Raw genomic sequence first — 20,307 nt, forward strand, 5'->3', positions numbered from 1 at the left:
GCTACAAAATGCCGCTGGCGATTCCGCTGCGGCTGAATTTCAAAGGAGAAATCAATGGCTGAAAGCCTCGGTGTAGCAGTCATCGGCGCAGGCATGGCAGGCAAGGCGCACGCTGCCGCGTACCGGACGGCATCCGCCCTGTACAGCCCGACGCTTCCTCCGGTGCGCCTGGTTTCCATCGGCGACGTCAATGCTGAATTCGGCTCCCTGGCCGCCCGCCGATTCGGGTACGAGCGTAACGACACCTCATGGCAGGCAATCGCTGAAGCCGATGACATCGACGTGGTCAGCGTGGTCATCGCCAATTCCCTCCACCGCGAGGTTGTTGAGGGTTTGCTTGCCGCCGGCAAGCACGTGCTGTGCGAAAAGCCCCTGAGTGATTCGATGGACGATGCCCGCGCAATGGCCGACGCCGCCCGAAATGCGTCCAGCATCGCCCGCATTGGCTTCACCTTCCGCCGCACACCGGGCATCGCCTACATTCGCAACCTCATCCGGAACGGGGTTCTCGGCAACGTCCTGCATTTCAGCGGCCGGTACTGGACCGACTATGGCTTCAGCCCCTTCGCCCCCATGAGCTGGCGGTACAAGGGTGGCGCAGGTTCAGGTGCCCTTGCCGACGTCGGGTCCCATCTGGCTTACGTCTCTGAGTTCCTCTGCGGCGATATTCAATCCATCTCCGGCGGACAGCTCAGCACCGTCATCGGCAAGCGTCCGCTGCCGCTGGCCGCAGTGATGGGCCATGACCACGTGGCCGTCAGCGACACCTTCGAAGCCGTCGAGAACGACGACTACGCAGCCTTCAACGCAGAGTTTGCCGTCGGCGCGGGAAGCTTCGAAGTCTCCCGCGTTGCCGCCGGCCACGCCAACAGCCTGCAGTTCGAGGTGTTTTGCGAAAACGGCGCCGCCAAGTTCGACCAGCGCCGGCCGTCCGAGATCCAACTCTTCCTCAACGACGACTCCGGCAACGAAAACGGCTACCGGCAGGTCATCCTCGGCCCAGGCCACCCCTACATCGCCGGCGGCCTCGCCATGGACGCCCCGGAAGTGGGCTTCGGTCAAAACGATGCGTTCGGCTACCAGGCACGGGCATTCCTCGAAGAGGTTGCCGGCATCAGCGAAGCAGAGTCCCTCCCCCGGTGTGCCACCTTCGACGAGGGCGTCCGCAACATGGAACTGCTCGGCGCCGTCACCGAGTCCGCCCTCAACAACGGAAAGAAGATTTCGCTATGAAACTGGGTGTCTATAACGCGATCCTGCATGACCGGCCCCTTCCCGAGGCATTGAAGGTCATCGCCGACCTCGGCCTCACCGGGATCGAAATCAACACCGGCGGGTTCCTGCCTGCGGTCCACGTGCCCGCCATGGACCAGATCCTGGAAAGTGACGCAGCCCGCGATGACTTCCTGGCGATCTTCGAGGGTACCGGGGTGTCAATCGCCGGCCTGAACTGCAACGGCAACCCCCTGCATCCCAAGCGCGAGATCGGCGAGAAGCATGCCGAAGACATCCGCCGTTCCATTCGCCTCGCGCACCGCCTGGGGCAGAACCGGGTGGTCACAATGTCAGGGTTGCCCGGCGGAGAGCCCGGCGCCACCGTCACCAACTGGATCGTCAACGCCTGGAACTCAGCCGCCCTGGACGTTCTGGACTACCAGTGGGGCGTGGCTGCCAGATTCTGGAAGGAAACAGACCAACTGGCCCGGGAGTACGGTGTGAAGGTTGCCCTGGAGCTGCACCCGCAGAACCTGGTCTTCAACCCGGCCGACGTGCATAAGCTCGTGGAGCTGACCGGAGCGACACACATCGGTGTGGAACTGGACGCCTCCCACCTGTTCTGGCAGCAGATGGACCCCATAACCGTTGTCCGCGAATTGGGGCCGCTGGTCTTCCAGGCCGCGGCGAAGGATGTACGGATCAACAAAGAAACCGCCGCACTCTACGGTGTTTTGGACAACCGGTTCCGGCGGCTCTCCCCGGAAGAACACCGGACGAACCTCGGCGGCGACGAGTGGGCTAACGAATGGCCCAGGCCTGCAGCTTGGGACTTTGTCGCGCTGGGCAAGGGGCACGACACCGCCTACTGGGCCGAGTTCCTCCGCGCCCTCCACGACGTCGACCCGAACATGCTCGTCAACATCGAACACGAAGATGTCGAACTGGGCCGTATCGAAGGGCTGGAAGTTGCGGCCAGGGCTCTCCTGGACGCAGACGCAGCGCTCTCGGCATCGTTGAAACTGACGGCCTGATCGCACAACAAACCCGCACAGCAGGAGGGGTGGCGCACAGCGCCGCTCCTCCTGCTGTCTTTCTGCTGTCTCTCCCGGCGGGGTTGTCCTGAATGTCGGCCATAAGCGGCGGCGTGTCGCCAATATCCCGGTTTTGGCCCGCTTCCAAAACATGAAAAGCGCCCGACCCCAGCCGGCGTCGGGCGCTTCTTTTGGCACGGAGTGTGCCTTGCGTTGGGGGGATTAGGCGTTCATGCCGGAACGCTCTTTGAAGAGGTGTTCGAGCTCCTCAAGCGACTTGTCCTTCGTTTCCGGTACCACCCGCTTGACCCACGCGATCGCGCAGATCTGCAGTGCCACGAAGATGAGGAAGGTAGCCGATACTCCGATCCACGAAACCATCTGCGGGAAGAAGAAGCCGATGAGGAAGTTGACCATCCACAAGACAAAAACGCAGATTCCCATGGCGACGCCGCGGACATGCATCGGGAAGATCTCGGACATGGTCAGCCAGGTCACCGTGCCGATGCAGCCCTGCATAGAGGCCAGGAACGTCACCATGAACAGCAATACCAGGTAGCCGCGAAGGGTGCTTTCCGGCAGGGCCAGAGAGATCATCGCGATGGCCAGCAGGGATGCGGCCGTGCCGCAAAGTCCCACAATTAGCATGGGTTTGCGAGGCACACGCGACATCAGGTACATGCCTACAACGACGGCCACTACGGAGGTGATGCCGTTCAGAACGTTTGCGATCAGTGCGCCCTGGTCGCCGAATCCTGATGAAGACAGGATGGACGTTCCGTAGTACATGATCGCGTTGACGCCGCTGATCTGGTTAATGATCGCCATGCCGAGACCCACCACGAAGATCCTGCGGATCCAGGGAACGGCAAGGTCCTTGACCGTTCCGAGTCTGGCCTGGTAGTCCTCGCGGGCCGCCTGCCGCACTTCGTCGAACTCCGCCGATACGTCCCCGGCAGCGCGGGTGGAGCGCAATACTTCCAGAACAGCACCGAACCGGCCGGCAGACGCCAGCCAGCGCGGGCTTTCCGGCAGGACCAGCATCCCAAACCACAGCACCACAGCCGGCAACGTAGCGATCACGAGCATCCACCGCCAAATGTTGGCCTCTTCCGGGAAGGCGTTGCCCAGGACGGCATTGAACGTGAAGGCGATGAACTGGCCTGTGACGATCATCAGTTCGTTCTGCGTGACGATGCGGCCACGCTGGGCCGCCGGCGACATCTCCGCAAGGTACACGGGCACGATTACCGACGCGCCACCCACGGCGAGCCCCAGCAGGGTCCTGGCCGCTATCAGTAGTTCAGTGCTGGGCGAGATGGTGCAGAAGATGGTGGCGACAACGAAGATCAGCGCCAGCCCCATGATGGTTCTGCGTCTGCCGAAACGGTCAGACAGACGGCCGGCACTGATGGCGCCAAAGGCTGCACCGAACAGGAGCGTCGATGTCACGAGTCCTTCGGTCAGCGGTGTAAGGCCAAGGTCGCGCTGCATGAATGGGAGGGCGCCGTTGATGACTCCGGTGTCGTAGCCAAAAAGCAGGCCGCCGAAGGTGGAGAACAGCGCCACCTTCCGCATGAACTTTTTCGGATCGGATTGAGTGGCCTTTGCAGGTACTCCCCCGCCGATAGCCGCGTCCGGGGATTCGGACTCCGCTAAGATTCCTTTGCTGTGTTCCATCCGCACATCCACTACTTCGCCTTGGCGATGTAGGCCTTCATCGTCTCCAGCTGGTACCGGGAAACCTCGTCAGCGTTCTCGTCCTCCGCAAAAACGCTGGAGACCATCACCGTGTCATCCCGGTCCAGGAAGCCGATTTCCTTGAGTCCGCCGAAGAATTCATCCCAGTCCACATCGCCGTCACCGATCTTCAGGTGCTGGTGCACGCGGACGGGATTGCCCGGCGGGTTGGTGATGTACCGAAGCCCGTGCGAGGCGTGGTGGTTCATGGTGTCGGCGACATGGACCAGCCGCAGCTTGTCCCCCGCTGCCCGCATGATGTCCAGTGGAGCGTTCTTCATGTGGAAGCTGTGCGAGGCGACGTAGACCAGGCCTACGTTCTTTGAGTTCAGCCCCCTGATCACCCGGATCGCTGCCAGGCCTTCCTCCACAAAGTCGTCCGGGTGCGGGTCGATCAGCAGGTCGAGGCCCTCGCGTTCAATGATCGGCAGGAGTTCCTCCATGGAACGGTAGAAGGCCCGCTCGGACTCCTCGGCCTTCTCCGGCCTTCCGCTGAACTCCGTGTTGATGGTGCCGACGCCGAGGTCGACCGTGATCTGGATGACCCGCTTCCAGTAGCGGACTGCTGCTTCGCGGGCATCCTCGTCCGGTCCTGACCATCGGAGGACCGGCAGCACGGACGCAATCTCAATCCCCGCGTCCCGGCAGGCCTTGCTGAGCTGACCCACCAGTTCGTCATCGGCCTTGGGGTGGTTGTAGAAGGGGATGAAGTCCGCGTGCGGGGTCATCTGCATGTACTTGTAGCCGAGGTCCGCAACCACCTTTGGGAACTCGAGCAGGCTGTGCGAGTGGTGGAAGGGCGTAGGGTCAAGTGCGATTTTCACGAAAAAACACTCCGTTGTGGATCGGTAAAGGGTTGGAGACGGAAAAGGGGACGGATCGCTCCATCCCCTTTCTGTCCTACTTGTAGAGGTCCGGCTTGGGGGCAAGCTTCACGGCCACCTTTTCGCCGTTCTTCTGCGCCTCGACGCCTGCTTCACAGCAGGCTGCGGTGGCGTAACCGTCCCAGGCCGTGGGACCGCCGATCTCGCCCTTAAGTGCCGCGTCCACCCATGACTGGATTTCGACGTCGTATGCCGCACCGAAACGCTCCTCGAAGCCGGGGGTGACGTTGCCGCCCCAGTGGCCGGCGCTCCGGGTGTAGGGACCCTTGTCTCCTCCGATGCTGACGATGCCCTCTTCGAAGGAAGCCTGGGTGGCCACTTCGTAGCCGAACTTGGCATTCACGTAGATTTCGACGTCGGCCAGGACACCCGACTCGGTCTCCAGCAGGACGTGCTGGGGGTCGTGCTGGCCCGCGGGCGCGTTCTTGGTCGCCTTGCCCAGGCGGACCTGGACGCTGGTGATCTCCTCGCCAGTGAAGTACCTGATGGCGTCGAACTCGTGCACAACGGAGTCGTTGATCAGCATCTCGTTGGTGAAGCCGGCCGGCGTAGTGGGGTTGCGGTGCTGGTGGTGCAGCATCAGCAGTTCACCCAGTTCGTGGTTCCGGATGATCTGGCCAAGGGCTGCATATTCTGCGTCGAACCGGCGCATGAAGCCGACCTGGATGCGCTTGTGCCCCAGTGCAACCTCGGCCTGGACGATCTTCCAGGAGGACTCGGCATCCGGGGTCAGCGGCTTCTCGCAAAGGATGGGGATGTCTTTGGCAACGGCCTTGAGCAGGATGTCCTCGTGCAGGAAACCAGGGGTGGCAATGAGTACTGCATTGACGTCGCCGTTGTTGAGCGCTTCCTCGGCGTCAGCAAGGGCAACGGCTCCCGGAATGCCTTCAACGGCCGCCTGGGCACGGGCCAGGTCAACGTCGACGACGGCGGCAACCTCGGCTCCGTGGATGCGGGTGTTGAGCCGCTGGATGTGGTCGGCGCCCATGCGCCCGGCGCCGATGACGGCGACGCGGAGGTTTTGAGTCATTGTTTCGTCCTTCTGTATCTGTAACGGATGCGGGCTGTCTTTGTTGTCAGTTGACGGTGGTTCGGGAACCGCAGGACAGCAGGTAGTTGCGGGTGCGCTTGGCGATCGGCATGGGCACGTCGAAGGCCACCGGGTACATGTCCTGCTCCACGATGCCGAAGATGGGGCGGTTGAGGCCCTCGACCGCTTCGATTACGGCGCGGAGGTCGGGCAGGCCGTTCGGCGGCTCGGTCATAACGCCTGCCAGGTTGGCGGCAGCCCAGGTCATGTTTTCCTCGTTGACCTTCTTGAGGATCTCCGGGTTGATCTGCTTCAGGTGCAGGTAGCCGATCCGGTCCGGGTAGTTCTTGATGAGCTCCAGGCTTGATGCGCCGCAGTACTCGGCATGGCCCGTATCCAGGCAAAGGTTCACATACTTCGGGTCAGTCGCAGCCAGCAAGGTTTCGATGTCCTCCTGGGCTCCCACGTGGGAATCCGCGTGGGAGTGGAACTGCTGCTTCAGGCCGAAGTCTTCGAGCAGGGTCTTGCCCAGGCGGTTGTGGCCCTCGAAGAGGTCGCCCCAGGCCTTGTCGTTCAGGGTGCCGCTTTCCACTGCCTCGCCGGTAACGTCATCGCGCCACATGGCAGGGATGACCACGATGTGCTCGCCGCCCATGGCTGCAGTCAGTTCGGCAACCTTCCGGGCGGGCTCCCACGCGGTTTCCCACTGGTCCAGTCCGCGGTGGAAAGCGGTGAACACAGTACCGGCGGAGATCTTGAGGTCGCGCTGCTTGAGTTCCTCGGCCAGCCGCGCGGGGTCGGTGGGAAGGTACCCGTAAGGGCCCAGTTCGATCCACTTGTAGCCGGATTCGGCAACCTCGTCGAGGAACCGTTCCCACGGGGTCTGCTTGGGGTCGTCCGCGAACCAGACGCCCCAGGAGTCCGGCGCCGTGCCGATGATCAGCTTATTCTCAGTCATTGTCTGTTCCTTTGCATCGACTGCTCCGTAGGTGTCGTTTTGGACGTTCAAAACGACGTTTACGGAGCAATCGACGGGTGGCGGTGGGGTCAGTTGGAGGGGAAGTTGTAGGAGGCGCCGGAGGCGTGGTGGGTTTCGGGCCAGCGGGAGGTGATGACCTTGCCGCGGGTGTAGAAGCTTACGCCTTCGGGTCCGTAGATGTGCTTGTCGCCGAAGAGGGATGCTTTCCAGCCGCCGAAGGAGTGGTAGGCCACCGGGACGGGCAGCGGGACGTTGATGCCGATCATGCCCACGGTCACCGAGCGCTGGAACTTGCGGGCGGCGGCGCCGGAGGAGGTGAAGATGGCGGTGCCGTTGCCGTAGGGGTTGGCGTTGATGAGCCTGATGCCGTCTTCGAGGGTGTCCACGCGGACCACGACGAGGACGGGTCCGAAGATTTCCTCTTTGTAGGCGGTCATTTCGGTCTTGACGTGGTCGATCACGGTGGGGCCGACCCAGAAGCCGTTCTCGTGGCCGGGGACCACGAGGTCGCGGCCGTCGACGACCATGGCGGCGCCGGCGGTTTCGGCTTCGGTGACGATCCGGAGGATGCGTTCCTTGGAGGCCGGCGTGATGACCGGGCCCATTTCGGCGTCGGGTTCGGTGCCGTTATTGACCTTCACGGCTTCGGCGCGTTCGGTGACCTTGGCGACCAGGGCGTCGGCGGCGTCGCCGACGGCGACGGCGACGGAGATGGCCATGCAGCGTTCACCGGCGGAGCCGAACGCGGCGGCGGCGAGGTGGTCGGCGGCGTTGTCCAGGTCGGCGTCGGGCAGGATGATGGCGTGGTTCTTCGCCCCGCCGAGTGCCTGGACGCGTTTGCCGTGCTGGGTGGCGGTTTCGTGGACGTACTGCGCGATCGGGGTGGATCCGACGAAGCTGATGCCGTCCACGTCCGGGTGGGTCAGGAGCCCGTCGACGGTTTCCTTGTCGCCGTGCAGGACCTGGAACACGCCGTCCGGCAGGCCGGCCTGCTTCCAGAGCTTGGCCAGCAGCAGCGAGGCGGAGGGGTCGCGCTCGGAGGGCTTGAGGATGAAGGCGTTGCCGGTGGCGATGGCCATCGGGGCCATCCACAGCGGCACCATCACGGGGAAGTTGAACGGCGTGATGCCGGCGACCACGCCGAGCGGTTCCCGGAAGGAGAACACGTCGATGCCGGTGGAGACCTGGTCCGAGTAGTCACCCTTAAGCAGCGTCGGGATGCCGCAGGCGTACTCGACGACCTCGAGGCCGCGGCCAATTTCGCCCTTGGCGTCGGAAAGGACCTTGCCGTGCTCGGCAGTGACCAGGGCGGCGAGGTCGTCCACGTGCGCGGCGACCAGTTCACGGAACTTGAACAACACGGCGGTGCGCTTGGCCAGGGAGATGTCGCCCCAGGCGTCGGCGGCCTTGCGGGCGGCGGCGACGGCGGTGTCCAGGTCGGTGCGGTTGGCCAGGCGAAGCTCGCCGGACACGGCACCAGTGGCCGGGTTGTAGACCTGGGTGGTGCGGTTGCCCTCGCCGGCGGTTTCGGCGCCGTTGATGAAGTGGTTGATGACCGTGGCCTGGGTGGTGGTGGTCTGGGTGGTGGTGGCAGTCATGGGACTCTTCCTTGAGTGGTTCGAAGGGGATGAAGAGAGGGGTCAGCCGAGCAGTTTGCGCTGGCGTGACTTGTGGTCGACGTAGGTCTGGAAGGCCTGCTTGGTGGATTCCAGTTCGGAGACCTGGGAGACCGGGACGTCCCACCAGGATTCGGAGGACGGTGCGTCCAGCAGCGGGTCGGATTCGACGTGGATCAGGATCGGGCCGCCGTTTTCGGGGGCGGCCTTGGCGTCGCGGATGGCCTGTTCGAGTTCGGCGATCACCTTCTCGCCGGGTTCGATCCGGATGACCTTCACGCCCAGGGACTCGGCGTTCAGGGCCAGGTCAACGGGCAGGGTCTCGCCCTCGTCGAAGCTGTGCTGTTCCTCGTCCAGCTCCCGGTACTGGGTGCCGAACCGCTGCGATCCCAGCATTTCGGAGAGGGAGCCGATGGAGGCGTAGCCGTGGTTCTGGATCAGGACCACGATCAGCTTGATCCGTTCGGCGACGGCGGTGACCAGTTCGGTGTGCATCATCAGGTAGGAGCCATCCCCCACCATGACGACGACGTCCCGCACCTTTTCGCCTGAGTCGCCGCCCGCCGTCGTGCTTTTCGCTTCGGCGATCGCGGCGCGCTTGACGCCGAGGCCGCCGGGGATTTCGTAGCCCATGCAGGAGTAGGCGTATTCGACGTGGTAGCCGAACGGGTCCCGGACCCGCCACATCTTGTGCAGGTCGCCGGGCAGTGAGCCGGCGGCGCAGATCACCACGTCGCGGGCGTCCATGGCCCGGTTGGTGGCGCCGATGATCTCGTTCTGGGCCGGGAGCGGGGTGTAGCGGGTGTCGAAGGCTTCGTCGACGGTGGCGTCCCACCGCTGCTTCTCTGCGGTGATCTTCTGCTCGAGGTCGGCGCCGACGCGGTAGCCGCCCAGGGCGGCGTTGAGCTTGACCAGGGCCTTGCGGGCGTCGGCGACGATCGGCAGCGTGGTGCCGTGCTTGTACGCGTCGATCGGGGCGACGTTGATGTTCACGAAGCGCACGTCCGGGTTCTGGAACGCGGTCCGGGACGCGGTGGTGAAGTCCTCGTAGCGGGTGCCGATGCCGATGATCAGGTCCGCCTCTGCGGCGATGGCGTTGGCAGCCGTTGTGCCCGTGGAGCCAATGGCACCGAGGCTGAACTTGTGGTCCCACGGGAGCACGCCGACACCGGCCTGGGTGTTGCCCACCGGGATGCCGGTCAGCTCGGCGAACTTTGCGAGTTCGTCGTTGGCGTAGGCGTAGAGGACGCCGCCGCCGGCGATGATCAGCGGGCGCTTTGCCGCCTTGATCGCTGCGGCTGCGCGGGCGATGTCGTCGTCGTCGGCGTCGGGGCGGCGGATTCGCCATTCCCGCTCGGCCAGGAACTCGGCCGGGACGTCGAAGGCCTCGGCCTGGACATCCTGCGGCAGCGAAATGGTCACCGCGCCGGTCTCGGCCGGGTCCGTGAGGACGCGCAGGCCGTGGTGGAACGCGGAGAACAGCTGCTCCGGGCGGTTCACCCTGTCGAAGAACTTGGACAGCGGCCGGAACGCGTCATTGACCGTGATGTCGTACGCGTAGGGCTGCTCAAGCTGCTGCAGGACCGGGTCCGCGGCGCGGGTGGCGAACGTGTCCGACGGCAGCAGCAGCACCGGCAGCCGGTTGGTGGTCGCCAGCGCGGCGCCGGTCAGCAGGTTCGACGAGCCGGGGCCGATCGACGTGCTGACCGCGAAGGTCTGGCGGCGGCGGGTGTGCCGGGCGTAGCCGACGGCCTGGTGGACCTGGGCCTGTTCGTTTCGGCCCTGGTAGTACGGCATCAGGGTGGGGTCCTGCTGCTGGTACTGCTTCAGCGCCTGGCCCACGCCGGCCACGTTGCCGTGCCCGAAAATACCGAACGTGCCCGGAATGAGCCGCTCACGGTACTCAACCCCGCCCACCGTGTCCACGGTGTACTGCCTGGAGAGGTATTCGACGACGGCCTGCGCCACCGTCATCCTGCGCGTTCCTGTTGTGGATCCCATGGGACTTACTCCGATACTTCTGTGGTGTGGTGCAGCAGCGAGGCGGCCGCGGCGACAGCGCCGGCAACGTCCCCGTCAGCCGGGTAGAGCAGGGTGCGGCCCACGGTGAGGCCCTGCACGCCGGGCAGGGACAGGGCAGCTCCCCAGGTGGCGAAGACTTCGTCCTGGGACCCCTCGGGGTCGCCGCCCAGCAGGACGGTGGGCATGGTGGTCGCCGCCATCACCCGTTCCATCTCCGCCACGACCGGGAGCTTCATCCAGGTGTAAGCGCTGGTGGAACCCAAGCCCTCAGCGATACCGATGGACTTGATCACCGCATCCGTGGAGAGGTCGTTCTTGACCTTGCCGTTTACCCACGTGGAGAGGAACGGCTCCACCATCGCGATCAACTTCCGCTCGGCCAGGGAATCGATGGCCTTCGCGGTCGCCTCGAGGGTGGCCACGGTATCGGGGTCGCCCAGGCAAATGCGGGTCAGCATCTTCCCGCCGTCCGCGCCCAGGGCCTCCAGGGCCGCGGCGGTGTGGCCGGTGAACCGGTCATCAAACTCATTGACCAACCCGGAAAGCCCGCCGCGGTTCATCGAGCCGAACACCAGCTTGCCGTCCAGGGCACCCAGCAGCAGCAGGTCGTCCATGATGTCCGGGGAGGCCAGGATGCCGTCCACGGCCGGGTTGGCCAGCGCGATCTGCAAACGGTCCAGCAGCTGGCGGCGGTCCGCCATCGCCACTGGGTCGCTGCCAACAGCCAGGGCGCCACGGGCCGGATGGTCGGCAGCGACGATGAAGTTCTGCCGCCCGGACTTCAATCCCGGGTGCCGGCGGCGGGACTTCGCGGCACGGGCCACGGCCTCCGGATCTTCCAGGCGGATGGTGCTCAGGTGCTCATACCGGCGCGGATCGTCGTTCACGGCACTGCCACGGGTTACGGGCGTGAGGGTCACAGTCCTGCTCCTTCGGTTGCAAGCTGACCGGCAGGGGCGGCGGGGACCGGGCGGCCGCGTTCTGCCAGCAACGAGGTGACCTCGTCCGGCGTCGGCATCGCATCTGCGCAGGAAAGGCGGGAGGCGACAATCGCGCCTGCGGCGTTGGCGTAGTCCAGGACGTGGGCGAGTGGCCAGCCGGACAGCAGGCCGTGGACGAACGCGCCGCCAAACGAGTCGCCGGCACCCAGTCCGTTCAGGGTTTCCACCGGGACCGGGGCGGACACAACACGTTCGGTGCGGGTCTTCGCCATCACGCCCTCAGGCCCAAGCTTGACGACGGCGATCTCCACGCCCGCGGCCAGCAAACGGTCCGCCTGCTCATCCGGAGTGCCTTCGCCGACGGCGACGGCGCATTCCTTGTCATTGCCGATCGCGACGGTAACGTGCGGGAGGATCTTGGCGACCTCCGCGCGGGCTTCCTCTTCGGAGGCCCAGAACATCGGCCGGTAATCCAGATCCAGGATCGTGAACTGCCCCTCGGAAAGGCCGGCGCGGGGACGGGCCTCATGCGCGGCGATGTGTGCAGACCGGGACGGTTCCTGGGAAAGCCCGGTCACCGTGGACCAGAAAATACCGGCCTCGCGGATGGCTTCCAGGTCCAGCTCTTCGGCCTTGATCTGCAGGTCAGGAGCTGTGGGGAACCGGCCGTAAAAATACAGCGGGAACTCATCCGTGGCTGGCTTGATCGCGCAAAACGTCACCGCCGTCTGCAAACCAGCCACCGGGGTGACGAACATGTCGTCAACGTGGAACTTGCGCAGCTCGCGGTGCAGGTAGGTGCCAAACGGATCATCACCGGTGCGGGTGATCACGCCGGTCCGGCGGCCGTGGCGGGCAGCGGCAACAGCGACGTTGGACGGTGAACCGCCGAGGTACTTGCCGAAGGAATTAACATCCTCCAGGCCAACCCCGATGTCGTTCGGGTAGATATCAACGCTGATGCGCCCGATCGTAAGAAGCTCGTGGGTCACGGGAATCGTGGACCTTTCTGGTGTGGAACTCGGGTCCTTTGAGCGGGAGGAGTTCCGGGACTGGCTGGCCGTGGTGTGCGCCACACGCACTACTTTGCCCTAGATCCAATGTCCTGTCAAAGGTTTGTACTGACATACTTACAACAAGTGTATTAGCGTCGCCCGCTCCCCCCATGCGCGGGCGCTCAACTACTTTTCCGGGACCGCTAGCTCGCCGGTCACATACTGCGCACGGCCAAAGCCGAAGGACCAGTCGCTGGCAGTGTTTTCGACGTAGCCGATAAAGACGTCTTCGCCGGCAACCCCTGCAGCCGCGAGCTTGTCCGCCACAGCGGCAAAGAGCCGCTGCTTGGCCTCCTGGGATCGCCCTCCCTGGGTAAAGATCTGGATCATCACCACTCCCCGGGTGCGGTCGAAGCCAAGACCGGCGTCCTGCGCGAAGATCTGCCCTTGCGGGTGCTCGGTGAGGATGTGGAAGTAGTCGCGCTCGGGAATGCCATATTCGGCAAGGATTGCGTCGTGGATTCCCCGGCTGAGGCGCTGCAGCTCCTCCGCGCTTCGCCCTTCATTCACGTCAATTCGTACAAGCGGCATTCCATCTCCTGTTCAAAAAGTTTGTACTGACATACTAACAAAGATCTTTAACCGCAGACAAGACCCGAAAAGCCTTGAAAGACCGGATCCTGGGGATTATCCTCAAACAACCAAATGGTTGATCAATGACTCAACTGATCAACGAATCCATTGATCAAGAAAGGGCAGCAATGAGCTCGGAGAGCGCGGGTTTGGACTCGGCCTTCATGGCCCTGGCCGATCCGGTGCGGCGGAGCATCATCGCCCGGCTCAGCCGGGGCCCGGCGACGGTTAATGAATTGGCGGAACCCTTCGAGATTTCCAAGCAAGCGGTCTCGAAGCACATCCAGGTACTCGAGCAGGCAGAGCTGGTCACCCGCACCAGGGACGCGCAGCGCCGGCCCGTACACCTGAATCCCGCACGGCTGGAGGCGCTCACCGCTTGGATCGACCAGTACCGGTTGGTCCGCGAGGAGCAGTTCCGCAGCCTCGATGCCGTGCTTGAATCCAGCGCCGGGCAAGCGGCGCCAAAGGCAAAGGACATGCGATGAGCAATCCACTGAAGATCACTGCGCCGGAGGGACTCCCCTACATCGACTTCGAGCGGGAGTTCGATTTTCCGGTCGCCGACGTATTCCGGGCGCACAAGGACCCCGCGCTCGTCAGCCAATGGCTGGGCCCGCGGGGAATGAAGATGGAAATGGACCACTACGATTTCCGCACCGGCGGGAGCTACCGGTACATCCACACGGGCCCGGAGGGAATCCCTTATGAGTTCCGTGGCGTCTTCCACACCGTGCGCGACAATGACTTCGCTTTGCAGACGTTTGAGTTCGGCGGCTATCCGGACTCGGTCAGCCTGGAGTCCATGACCTTCGAGGAGCTCGACGGCGGGCGTTGCCGGCTGAGGGGCCATGCCATGTACCAGAGCATGGAGGCACGGGACGGCATGCTGCACTCAGGCATGGAGGGCGGAATGTCCGAAGGCTATGAGCGGCTGGACGAGCTGCTGGCAGGCGCGTCGGCCTGACGCCGGCGAAAGGCTTCGTCGATGACCCGGCCCAGGTTCGCGGCGTCGTGGGCGAAGCGGCCCAGGAAGAGGCCGTCCGCGGCCGGCAGTTGCGGAAGCAGCCCGGGTCCGGCGCTGCCGCCGTAGATAAGGGGGCATGCGGCGTCCAGGGAGGCGCGGATCAGGGTGAGGACCTCATTGACGTGCTGCGCCGGGGCGGGCTCCTCCGCACCGATGGCCCAGACGGGTTCATAGGCGAGGACCAGGCTTCTGAGGCGGGCGGCGTCACCGGCCGTGGCTGCCCTGACCTGCTCGAGGCAAAAGTCGGCGGCAGCACCGGCGTCGAGCCTTTCAGGCTCGCCGATGCAGAGCAGCGGGGTGAGGGACTGGTCGACGGCGGCACGCACCTTGCGGGCCACGATGTCGTCGTCCTCGCCAAAGAGTTTGCGTCGCTCGGCGTGGCCGATTTCCACGAACGACACGCCCAGTTCGGACAGCATGCCGGGGCTGACTTCCCCGGTCAGCGGCCCGTCACCCCAGGCGCAGTTCTGCGCACCGAGCAGGACGGGTGAGCCGGCCAGGATGCGTGCGGCCGGTTCGAGGACGGGGAAGGATGGGATGACGAAGACCCGGACCGGAGAATCCTTGGCGGCATCCATGGCCAGTCCGGGCCTGTGGTCAACCACAGAGCGGACCTCCGACAGCCAGCGAAGGCTTGCCTGGTACCCCAGGTACATCTTGGTGCTGACACCGACATATACGGTGCCGTTGCGTTCGCTGCTGCCGGAGGCGCTCATGGGTTTCCTTGCTTGTTGCGGAATGCTCAGTCGAGCAGTTCGTCGGCCTTGTTCTTGAACCGCCTCGTGGCGAACATCATCGCTGCCGCCACGAACGGAAGGACACCCAGCGCGTAGACGCCCATGGATCCGGTGGGTGACTGCGTGGCCTCGTTGACCGCGGTGCGCAGGATCGGGGCGACGAAGCCGCCCAGGTTGCCCAGCGAGTTGATCAGCCCGATGCCCGCCGCCGCGGCGGATCCGGCGAGGAACGCCGTCGGATAGGACCACACCACCGGGCCCACGGCCAGGAAGCTGCAGACTGCCAGGGTGATGAACACCATGCCGATGACCGGCTGATGGTTGGTGCCCGCCCAAGCGGAACCGAAGATGCACAGGCCGGTGGAGATGAAGAGGAAGGTGCCGAACTTGCGCCGCTTGGCAACCGTGTTGGCAGCCCGGCCGATGAAGTAGCAGGCGAAGATGCCGAAGAACCACGGCACGGCGATCAGCAGGCCGACGGCGAGCCCCACCTTCTGCCCGGTCAGGGACGCGACCTGCTGCGGCAGGAAGAAGGTCACACCGTACACGGCAATCTGCAGGCAGAAGTAGATGGCGGTGAAGTACCAGACGCGGCCGTTCCGCATGGCAGCGAGGATGCCGCGGGGGCCGTGCTCGTCCTTGACGTTGTCCTCAAGGGCCATGACTTCCTTCAGCGCGTACTTCTCCTCGCGGTTGAGGAACTTTGCCTTGTCCGGGCCATTGATCAGGAAGAAGAAGGCGGCGATGCCAGCTACGACGGCGAGCATGCCTTCGACGAAGAACATGACCTGCCAGCCGCGCAGGCCGGGAACCTGGTCGCCGATGTTGATCAACCAGCCGGAGAGCGGGTTGCCGATCATCTGCGAGAACGGCTGGGCCAGGTAGAAGATGGCGAACATCTGGACGCGGACCTTGTTGGGGAACCATTCGGCGAGGTACATGATCACCCCGGGGAACAGCCCTGCTTCGGTCACGCCGAGGAGGAAGCGCAGGATCACGAAGGAGGTCTCGCCCTGGACGAAGGCGAAGCAGGCCGAGACGATGCCCCAGGTGATCGCGATGCGTGCGAGCCAGATCTTGGCACCGACCTTTTTGAGCAGCAGGTTGCTGGGGATCTCAAAGATGGCATAGCCGATGAAGAAGATGCCCGCACCCAGGGCGAAGGCCGCAGCGGACACCCCCTTGTCCGCTCCCAGGGCCGCCTCGGCGAAGCCGACGTTGGTGCGGTCCAGGAACGAAACGACGTACAGGATGACCAGCATCGGCATCAGCCGGCGGGCCGCCTTGAAAATCGCGGACTTCAGGACCGGACGGGCCAGAAGTTCCTTGGATGTTGCGGTGGTTTCAGACACAGCACTCTCCTTCGAGTGGTGACGTTGGTGGTGTCCCGCGGGCCGACGGCCCGCGGGGTGTTGTGGCATGGGTTATGGGAAACCCGTGCCGTCAGTGCATGTACAGGCCGCCGTCGACGTTCAGCGTCTGGCCCGAGATGTAGCCGGCATCCTCGCCAATCAGGAAGGAGATCGCCGCGGCAACGTCGCGGGTGGTGCCCACCCGGTTCACCACCAGATCCTTCACGAGTTCATCCTTGCGTTCCTCGCTGAGGGTGCCGCCCATGATGTCCGTGTCGATGGGACCGGGCGAGATGGCGTTGACGGTGATGTCGTACTCGCCCAGCTCGCGGGCGGTGGCCCGGGTCAGGCCGATAACTCCGGCCTTTGCTACGGAATACGGGGTCTTGCTGAAGGTTCCGCCGCCACGCTGGGCCGAGACGGAGGAGATGTTGACGATCCGGCCCAGCCGGTTCCTGGCCATGGACTCGGCGGCCCGGCGGGTGGCGTAGTGCACACCGTTCATGTTGATGTTCACCACCCGGTCCCATTCGGCACCGTCGAGTTCAAGGTAGGGCACCGGTGAGCTGACGCCGGCAATGTTCGCCAGGGCCACCAGCTGGGGCAGTTCCGCCTCGATCTCGTCGATGGCTGCCCGCACCGAGGCCTCATCGCCGATGTTGGCTCCGGCCCCGTGGGCCTTGACGCCGTGCCTTTCGGCAAGCTCCTTGGCCAGGCTCTTGCTGGCGGCGTCGTCGAGGTCGATCACGCCGATGTTCCAGCCGCGCTCGGCAAGGTACTCCGCGGTGGCCCGGCCGATGCCGCGCTCGGAGACGGCCCCGGTGACGATCACGGTGCGGTCTGCGGGAAATGAAGTCATAAGGTCTTCCTTCGGGTATGGGGGTTGACGGCCTGGGTTTACGCCAGGGGCGCCGGGCCCAGTTCCTCGATGAGCTTCTGCATGGCGACGTACGCCTTGTTCCGGTAGGCAACCAGGGCTGCGGTGCGGTCGGCGGGGACGTCGAGGAATCCGGAGCCGGTCTTGGTGCCAAGCTGGCCGGCGTCGACCTTTTCCTGCAGGATCTTCGGGGTGGCGAACCGTTCCGGGAAACCGGTCTGCAGCGACTTGTAGCAGAAGGCGTAGACGTCGAGGCCTGCCATGTCGGCAATGGCGAACGGGCCGAAGAACGGCAGCCGGAAGCCGAAGGTGGTGCGGACCAGAGTGTCCACGTCCTCGGCGCTGGCGATGCCTTCCTCCACCACTTGGGCGGCTTCGTGGAAGAGGGCGTACTGGAGCCGGTTCAGCACGAAGCCGGTGACGTCCTTGACGGTGGCGGTTTCCTTGCCCGTCTCCCCCACGATGGTGCGGGCGGCCTGAACGGTTGCCTCGGACGTTCCCTCGTGCGGGATGACTTCCACGCCGGGGATGAACGGTGCCGGGTTGGAGAAGTGGACGCCCAGGAAGCGCTCCGGGTTTTCGACGACCTCGGCCAGTTTGGCGATGGAGATGGTGGAGGTGTTGGAGCCGATGATGGCGTCCGGGCGGGCGGCAGCGCTGATCCGGCCCAGGGTGGAGTGCTTGATCTCGAGGACCTCGGGCACCGCTTCCTCGATGTACTCGGCGTCAGCTACTGCTTCTTCGATGTCCTTGGCTGCCCAGAGGTTTTCCTTCAGCAGGTCCGTGGCGTTGGCAGGAAACAGGCCGGCGGCGACGAACTCGTCGGATTCCTTCAGCAGCCGCTCGTAGTTGCTCTGGGCGATCTCGGCGGAGACGTCGGCCAGGGCGACGCGGGCTCCCGCGAGCGCCAGGACCTGGGCGATCCCGCCGCCCATGTAGCCTGAGCCGACGACGGCGATGTTACGAGTGCTCATTTGTCCTCAAGTCCTTCCGACGCGCCCTCATAGGAGCAGATAGCGTCTACTTTTGCCGCGGATGCGGAGTTTTCATCGAAGCGGTAGTCCAGCCACTCGCCCACGAGCTTCTTGGCCAGTTCCAGGCCGATGACGCGCTGGCCCATGGTCAGCACCTGGGCGTTGTTGGACAGCACGGAGCGTTCCACGGAGTAGCTGTCATGCGCGGTGACCGCCCGGATACCGGGCACCTTGTTCGCTGAGATCGCGACGCCGAGGCCGGTTCCGCAGATCAGCAGGGCGCGGTCCGCTTCCCCCGCGGCCACCTTGCGGGCGGCGGCGACGGCCAGGTGCGGGTAGGCGGTGGAGTCGTCAGCGCCGACTCCCACGTCCTCCACCGACGCAACGCGGGGGTCCGCCTCCAGCAGTTCGCGCAGGGCGTTCTTGTATTCCACACCGGCCTCGTCGTTGCCGACGACGATGCGCCAGCCTGACTGGGTCTTCTCGGTCATGCGGTTCTCCTTAGTTGCTTTCGATGGAGGCGGCGTAGTCGGCCACCCTGCGGGCGATGAGGCCGAAGGACACTGCCCCGGGGTCCGGGTGGCCCAGGCTCTTTTCCGCCAACGGCCGGGCGCGGCCTTTCTTCGGGCTCAGCTCCGCAGTCGCGTCAGCGGCCTTTGCTGCCGCCTCCGCTGCCGCACGCAGGCTCCCGGCCAGGCTGCCGCCGTCGTCAATTGCCTTGCTGAAGGTGTCAGCGAACGGAAGCAGCGCGTCCACCATGGTCTTGTCCCCCGCTTCGGCCTTGCCCAGGGTGATGATGGCGTCGCGGAGGGCGTTGACGGCCGCCGCTGCATCTGCGGCCGTGTAGGCATCCTTGCTGCCCAGGGTCCTTCCGACGGCGGTGACGGCCGCGCCCCAGAGGGCCCCGGAGGTACCGCCCGCACGCTCGGCCCACTGCTCCCCCGCTGCTGCGAGGAGTTCCTCGAGCCCCGCGCCTGCAGCATGGGACTTCTCAGCGGCGGCAACGGCGGCGTCCACGCCCCGCCGCATGCCGATGCCGTGGTCGCCGTCCCCGGCGATGGCGTCCAGCTTGCCCAGCGCCTCTTCGTGTTCGACGACGACGGCCTGCGCTTCCTTCAGCGCGTCCAGTGCCGTGGCGGCCAGGGCAGTCGACGCCGGGGTGGCGTCCAGCGCCGGCTCCGTTGCAACCTCCGCGAGGGACTCCACGGAACGGGCCCGGCGGGGAGCCAGGTTGCCCTTCCGGAAAGCCGGGGTGTCAGCCGGGGCCGCCCAGAACTTCTCCAGCTCCTCATCAAGCCAGAACAGGGTCAGGGACAGGCCGGACATGTCCAGGCTGGTGACCAGTTCGCCGCACTCCGGCTCAACGATGTCCAGCCCGGCTGCGGTGAGCAAGGCCTCGATCCTGCCGAACAGCAGGAACAGTTCGTCGTACTTGACGGTACCCAGGCCGTTGAGGATGGGCACCACCCGGCGGCCTGCGGCTTCCGGCTTGTCCTTCAGCAGCCCGTCCACCAGCAGCTGGGCAAGCTCGCTGGCGCTGGGCAGGGGCTGCTCGGAGATGCCCGGTTCGCCGTGGATGCCAAGGCCCACGGACATCATCCCTTCGGGCACCGTGAACAGGGGCTCATCTGCTCCGGGAAGGGTGCAGCCGGCGAAGGCCACACCGAGCGAGCGGGTGTGGTGGTTGGCCTTGATGGCCAGGCGCTCCACCTCCTCCAGGTCCAGGCCTGCCTCGGCTGCTGCGCCCGCCACCTTGAAGACCGTCAGGTCGCCGGCGATGCCGCGGCGTTTGCCGATCTCCTCGAGCGGCGCGCTGGCGATGTCATCAGTGACCAGCACGGTCCGGGTTTCGATGCCCTCGGCGTTCAGCTTCTCCTGCGCCTGCCCAAAATGCAGGACGTCCCCGGCGTAGTTGCCATAGCTGAGGAGGACGCCGCCGCCGTTCTGGGACGCCTTTGCCACCCGGTACACCTGTCCGGCTGCCGGGGATGCGAACATGTTGCCGCAGGCACTTCCGGCAGCCAAGCCCGCGCCAACCAGTCCGGCGAACGCCGGATAGTGGCCGGAGCCGCCGCCGATGACCAGTGCCACCTGGCCCGCAGGCATTTCAGTGGAGCGGACAACACCGCCGTCAACGCGGGCCACGTACTGGCGGTTGGCGGCGACGAAGCCGTCGAGGGCGTCGTCTGCGAACTGCGCTGGATCGTCAAATATCTTTGTCATGATTCCTCGTCGAACCGGTTGTCGGTTG

The 20,307-nt window shown here is 65.0% G+C and carries 19 protein-coding genes; 4 read left to right on the forward strand and 15 right to left on the reverse strand.

What is annotated here, in order from left to right:
* Positions 1-54 precede the first annotated feature (54 nt).
* Positions 55-1,233, forward strand: coding sequence for a Gfo/Idh/MocA family protein (locus tag AC2JAJ_RS03405; protein WP_157239009.1), 1,179 nt, complete (start codon positions 55-57; stop codon positions 1,231-1,233).
* Positions 1,230-2,249: a sugar phosphate isomerase/epimerase family protein gene (locus tag AC2JAJ_RS03410; protein ID WP_486414257.1), complete on the forward strand. Its 1,020-nt coding sequence runs from the start codon at positions 1,230-1,232 to the stop codon at positions 2,247-2,249. The genes AC2JAJ_RS03405 and AC2JAJ_RS03410 overlap by 4 nt, the downstream gene beginning before the upstream one ends.
* Positions 2,250-2,471: 222 nt before the next feature.
* Here AC2JAJ_RS03410 and AC2JAJ_RS03415 read toward each other — a convergent pair whose 3' ends face one another.
* The 9 genes from AC2JAJ_RS03415 to AC2JAJ_RS03455 form a co-directional block, all read right to left on the reverse strand.
* Positions 2,472-3,827 carry a sugar porter family MFS transporter gene (locus tag AC2JAJ_RS03415; RefSeq protein WP_486416749.1) on the reverse strand — a complete coding sequence of 452 codons (1,356 nt, stop codon included), beginning with the start codon at positions 3,825-3,827 and terminating at the stop codon, positions 2,472-2,474.
* A gap of 113 nt (positions 3,828-3,940) precedes the next feature.
* Entirely contained in the window at positions 3,941-4,813 is an 873-nt protein-coding gene (locus AC2JAJ_RS03420; RefSeq protein WP_486414256.1) for a sugar phosphate isomerase/epimerase family protein, read from the reverse strand.
* 76 nt (positions 4,814-4,889) lie between these two features.
* The gene (locus AC2JAJ_RS03425; protein WP_321215426.1) at positions 4,890-5,903 is read right to left on the reverse strand and encodes a Gfo/Idh/MocA family protein; all 1,014 of its coding nucleotides are present in this window, start codon (positions 5,901-5,903) and stop codon (positions 4,890-4,892) included.
* Between the two features lie 46 nt (positions 5,904-5,949).
* Positions 5,950-6,861, reverse strand: coding sequence for a sugar phosphate isomerase/epimerase family protein (locus tag AC2JAJ_RS03430; protein ID WP_486414255.1), 912 nt, complete (start codon positions 6,859-6,861; stop codon positions 5,950-5,952).
* 89 nt (positions 6,862-6,950) lie between these two features.
* Complete coding sequence (locus tag AC2JAJ_RS03435; protein WP_486414254.1) at positions 6,951-8,480, reverse strand: CoA-acylating methylmalonate-semialdehyde dehydrogenase; 1,530 nt, start codon at positions 8,478-8,480, stop codon at positions 6,951-6,953.
* A gap of 42 nt (positions 8,481-8,522) precedes the next feature.
* The gene (iolD, locus tag AC2JAJ_RS03440; RefSeq protein WP_486414253.1) at positions 8,523-10,472 is read right to left on the reverse strand and encodes a 3D-(3,5/4)-trihydroxycyclohexane-1,2-dione acylhydrolase (decyclizing); all 1,950 of its coding nucleotides are present in this window, start codon (positions 10,470-10,472) and stop codon (positions 8,523-8,525) included.
* Positions 10,473-10,504: 32 nt separating this feature from the next.
* On the reverse strand, positions 10,505-11,440 hold the full coding sequence (locus tag AC2JAJ_RS03445) for a Cgl0159 family (beta/alpha)8-fold protein (protein ID WP_501053359.1): 936 nt from the start codon (positions 11,438-11,440) through the stop codon (positions 10,505-10,507).
* The gene (iolC, locus tag AC2JAJ_RS03450; protein WP_486414252.1) at positions 11,437-12,453 is read right to left on the reverse strand and encodes a 5-dehydro-2-deoxygluconokinase; all 1,017 of its coding nucleotides are present in this window, start codon (positions 12,451-12,453) and stop codon (positions 11,437-11,439) included. The genes AC2JAJ_RS03445 and iolC overlap by 4 nt, the downstream gene beginning before the upstream one ends.
* 189 nt (positions 12,454-12,642) lie before the next feature.
* Positions 12,643-13,047, reverse strand: a complete 405-nt coding sequence (locus tag AC2JAJ_RS03455) for a tautomerase family protein (RefSeq protein WP_486414251.1) — start codon at positions 13,045-13,047, stop codon at positions 12,643-12,645.
* Positions 13,048-13,217: 170 nt separating this feature from the next.
* On the opposite strand from AC2JAJ_RS03455, the gene AC2JAJ_RS03460 reads away from it, so the two are divergent.
* Positions 13,218-13,577, forward strand: coding sequence for an ArsR/SmtB family transcription factor (locus AC2JAJ_RS03460; protein ID WP_486416748.1), 360 nt, complete (start codon positions 13,218-13,220; stop codon positions 13,575-13,577).
* The gene (locus tag AC2JAJ_RS03465; RefSeq protein WP_454482217.1) at positions 13,574-14,056 is read left to right on the forward strand and encodes an SRPBCC family protein; all 483 of its coding nucleotides are present in this window, start codon (positions 13,574-13,576) and stop codon (positions 14,054-14,056) included. The genes AC2JAJ_RS03460 and AC2JAJ_RS03465 overlap by 4 nt, the downstream gene beginning before the upstream one ends.
* Here the strand turns inward: AC2JAJ_RS03465 and AC2JAJ_RS03470 are convergent.
* From AC2JAJ_RS03470 to dhaL, 6 genes are all read right to left on the reverse strand, one after another.
* Positions 14,014-14,832, reverse strand: coding sequence for a triose-phosphate isomerase family protein (locus AC2JAJ_RS03470; protein WP_486414250.1), 819 nt, complete (start codon positions 14,830-14,832; stop codon positions 14,014-14,016). The genes AC2JAJ_RS03465 and AC2JAJ_RS03470 overlap by 43 nt on opposite strands.
* Positions 14,833-14,858: 26 nt before the next feature.
* Positions 14,859-16,205, reverse strand: a complete 1,347-nt coding sequence (locus AC2JAJ_RS03475; RefSeq protein ID WP_486414249.1) for an MFS transporter — start codon at positions 16,203-16,205, stop codon at positions 14,859-14,861.
* A 91-nt stretch (positions 16,206-16,296) separates the two neighbouring features.
* Entirely contained in the window at positions 16,297-17,064 is a 768-nt protein-coding gene (locus AC2JAJ_RS03480) for an SDR family NAD(P)-dependent oxidoreductase (protein WP_221387105.1), read from the reverse strand.
* A 38-nt stretch (positions 17,065-17,102) separates the two neighbouring features.
* Positions 17,103-18,056: a 3-hydroxyacyl-CoA dehydrogenase NAD-binding domain-containing protein gene (locus AC2JAJ_RS03485; protein ID WP_501053361.1), complete on the reverse strand. Its 954-nt coding sequence runs from the start codon at positions 18,054-18,056 to the stop codon at positions 17,103-17,105.
* A complete protein-coding gene (locus AC2JAJ_RS03490) occupies positions 18,053-18,547 on the reverse strand; it encodes a ribose-5-phosphate isomerase (protein ID WP_473693810.1) in 495 nt (164 codons plus the stop codon). Before AC2JAJ_RS03490 ends, AC2JAJ_RS03485 begins: the two co-directional genes overlap by 4 nt.
* Positions 18,548-18,557: 10 nt before the next feature.
* Positions 18,558-20,279: a dihydroxyacetone kinase subunit DhaL gene (gene dhaL, locus AC2JAJ_RS03495; RefSeq protein ID WP_486414247.1), complete on the reverse strand. Its 1,722-nt coding sequence runs from the start codon at positions 20,277-20,279 to the stop codon at positions 18,558-18,560.
* Between the last annotated feature and the right edge of the window lie 28 nt (positions 20,280-20,307).

The organism is Arthrobacter sp. MOO21 (assembly GCF_057369995.2).

What these genes read in the sequence shown, in the direction of transcription:
- AC2JAJ_RS03405 (WP_157239009.1), top strand. Translation starts at nt 55, where the DNA reads ATGGCTGAAAGCCTCGGTGTAGCAGTCATCGGCGCAGGCATGGCAGGC.
- AC2JAJ_RS03410 (WP_486414257.1), top strand. Translation starts at nt 1,230, where the DNA reads ATGAAACTGGGTGTCTATAACGCGATCCTGCATGACCGGCCCCTTCCC.
- AC2JAJ_RS03415 (WP_486416749.1), bottom strand. Translation starts at nt 3,827, where the DNA reads ATGCGGAAGGTGGCGCTGTTCTCCACCTTCGGCGGCCTGCTTTTTGGC.
- AC2JAJ_RS03425 (WP_321215426.1), bottom strand. Translation starts at nt 5,903, where the DNA reads ATGACTCAAAACCTCCGCGTCGCCGTCATCGGCGCCGGGCGCATGGGC.
- AC2JAJ_RS03430 (WP_486414255.1), bottom strand. Translation starts at nt 6,861, where the DNA reads ATGACTGAGAATAAGCTGATCATCGGCACGGCGCCGGACTCCTGGGGC.
- AC2JAJ_RS03435 (WP_486414254.1), bottom strand. Translation starts at nt 8,480, where the DNA reads ATGACTGCCACCACCACCCAGACCACCACCACCCAGGCCACGGTCATC.
- iolD (WP_486414253.1), bottom strand. Translation starts at nt 10,472, where the DNA reads ATGACGGTGGCGCAGGCCGTCGTCGAATACCTCTCCAGGCAGTACACC.
- AC2JAJ_RS03455 (WP_486414251.1), bottom strand. Translation starts at nt 13,047, where the DNA reads ATGCCGCTTGTACGAATTGACGTGAATGAAGGGCGAAGCGCGGAGGAG.
- AC2JAJ_RS03460 (WP_486416748.1), top strand. Translation starts at nt 13,218, where the DNA reads ATGAGCTCGGAGAGCGCGGGTTTGGACTCGGCCTTCATGGCCCTGGCC.
- AC2JAJ_RS03465 (WP_454482217.1), top strand. Translation starts at nt 13,574, where the DNA reads ATGAGCAATCCACTGAAGATCACTGCGCCGGAGGGACTCCCCTACATC.
- AC2JAJ_RS03470 (WP_486414250.1), bottom strand. Translation starts at nt 14,832, where the DNA reads ATGAGCGCCTCCGGCAGCAGCGAACGCAACGGCACCGTATATGTCGGT.
- AC2JAJ_RS03480 (WP_221387105.1), bottom strand. Translation starts at nt 17,064, where the DNA reads ATGACTTCATTTCCCGCAGACCGCACCGTGATCGTCACCGGGGCCGTC.
- AC2JAJ_RS03485 (WP_501053361.1), bottom strand. Translation starts at nt 18,056, where the DNA reads ATGAGCACTCGTAACATCGCCGTCGTCGGCTCAGGCTACATGGGCGGC.
- AC2JAJ_RS03490 (WP_473693810.1), bottom strand. Translation starts at nt 18,547, where the DNA reads ATGACCGAGAAGACCCAGTCAGGCTGGCGCATCGTCGTCGGCAACGAC.
- dhaL (WP_486414247.1), bottom strand. Translation starts at nt 20,279, where the DNA reads ATGACAAAGATATTTGACGATCCAGCGCAGTTCGCAGACGACGCCCTC.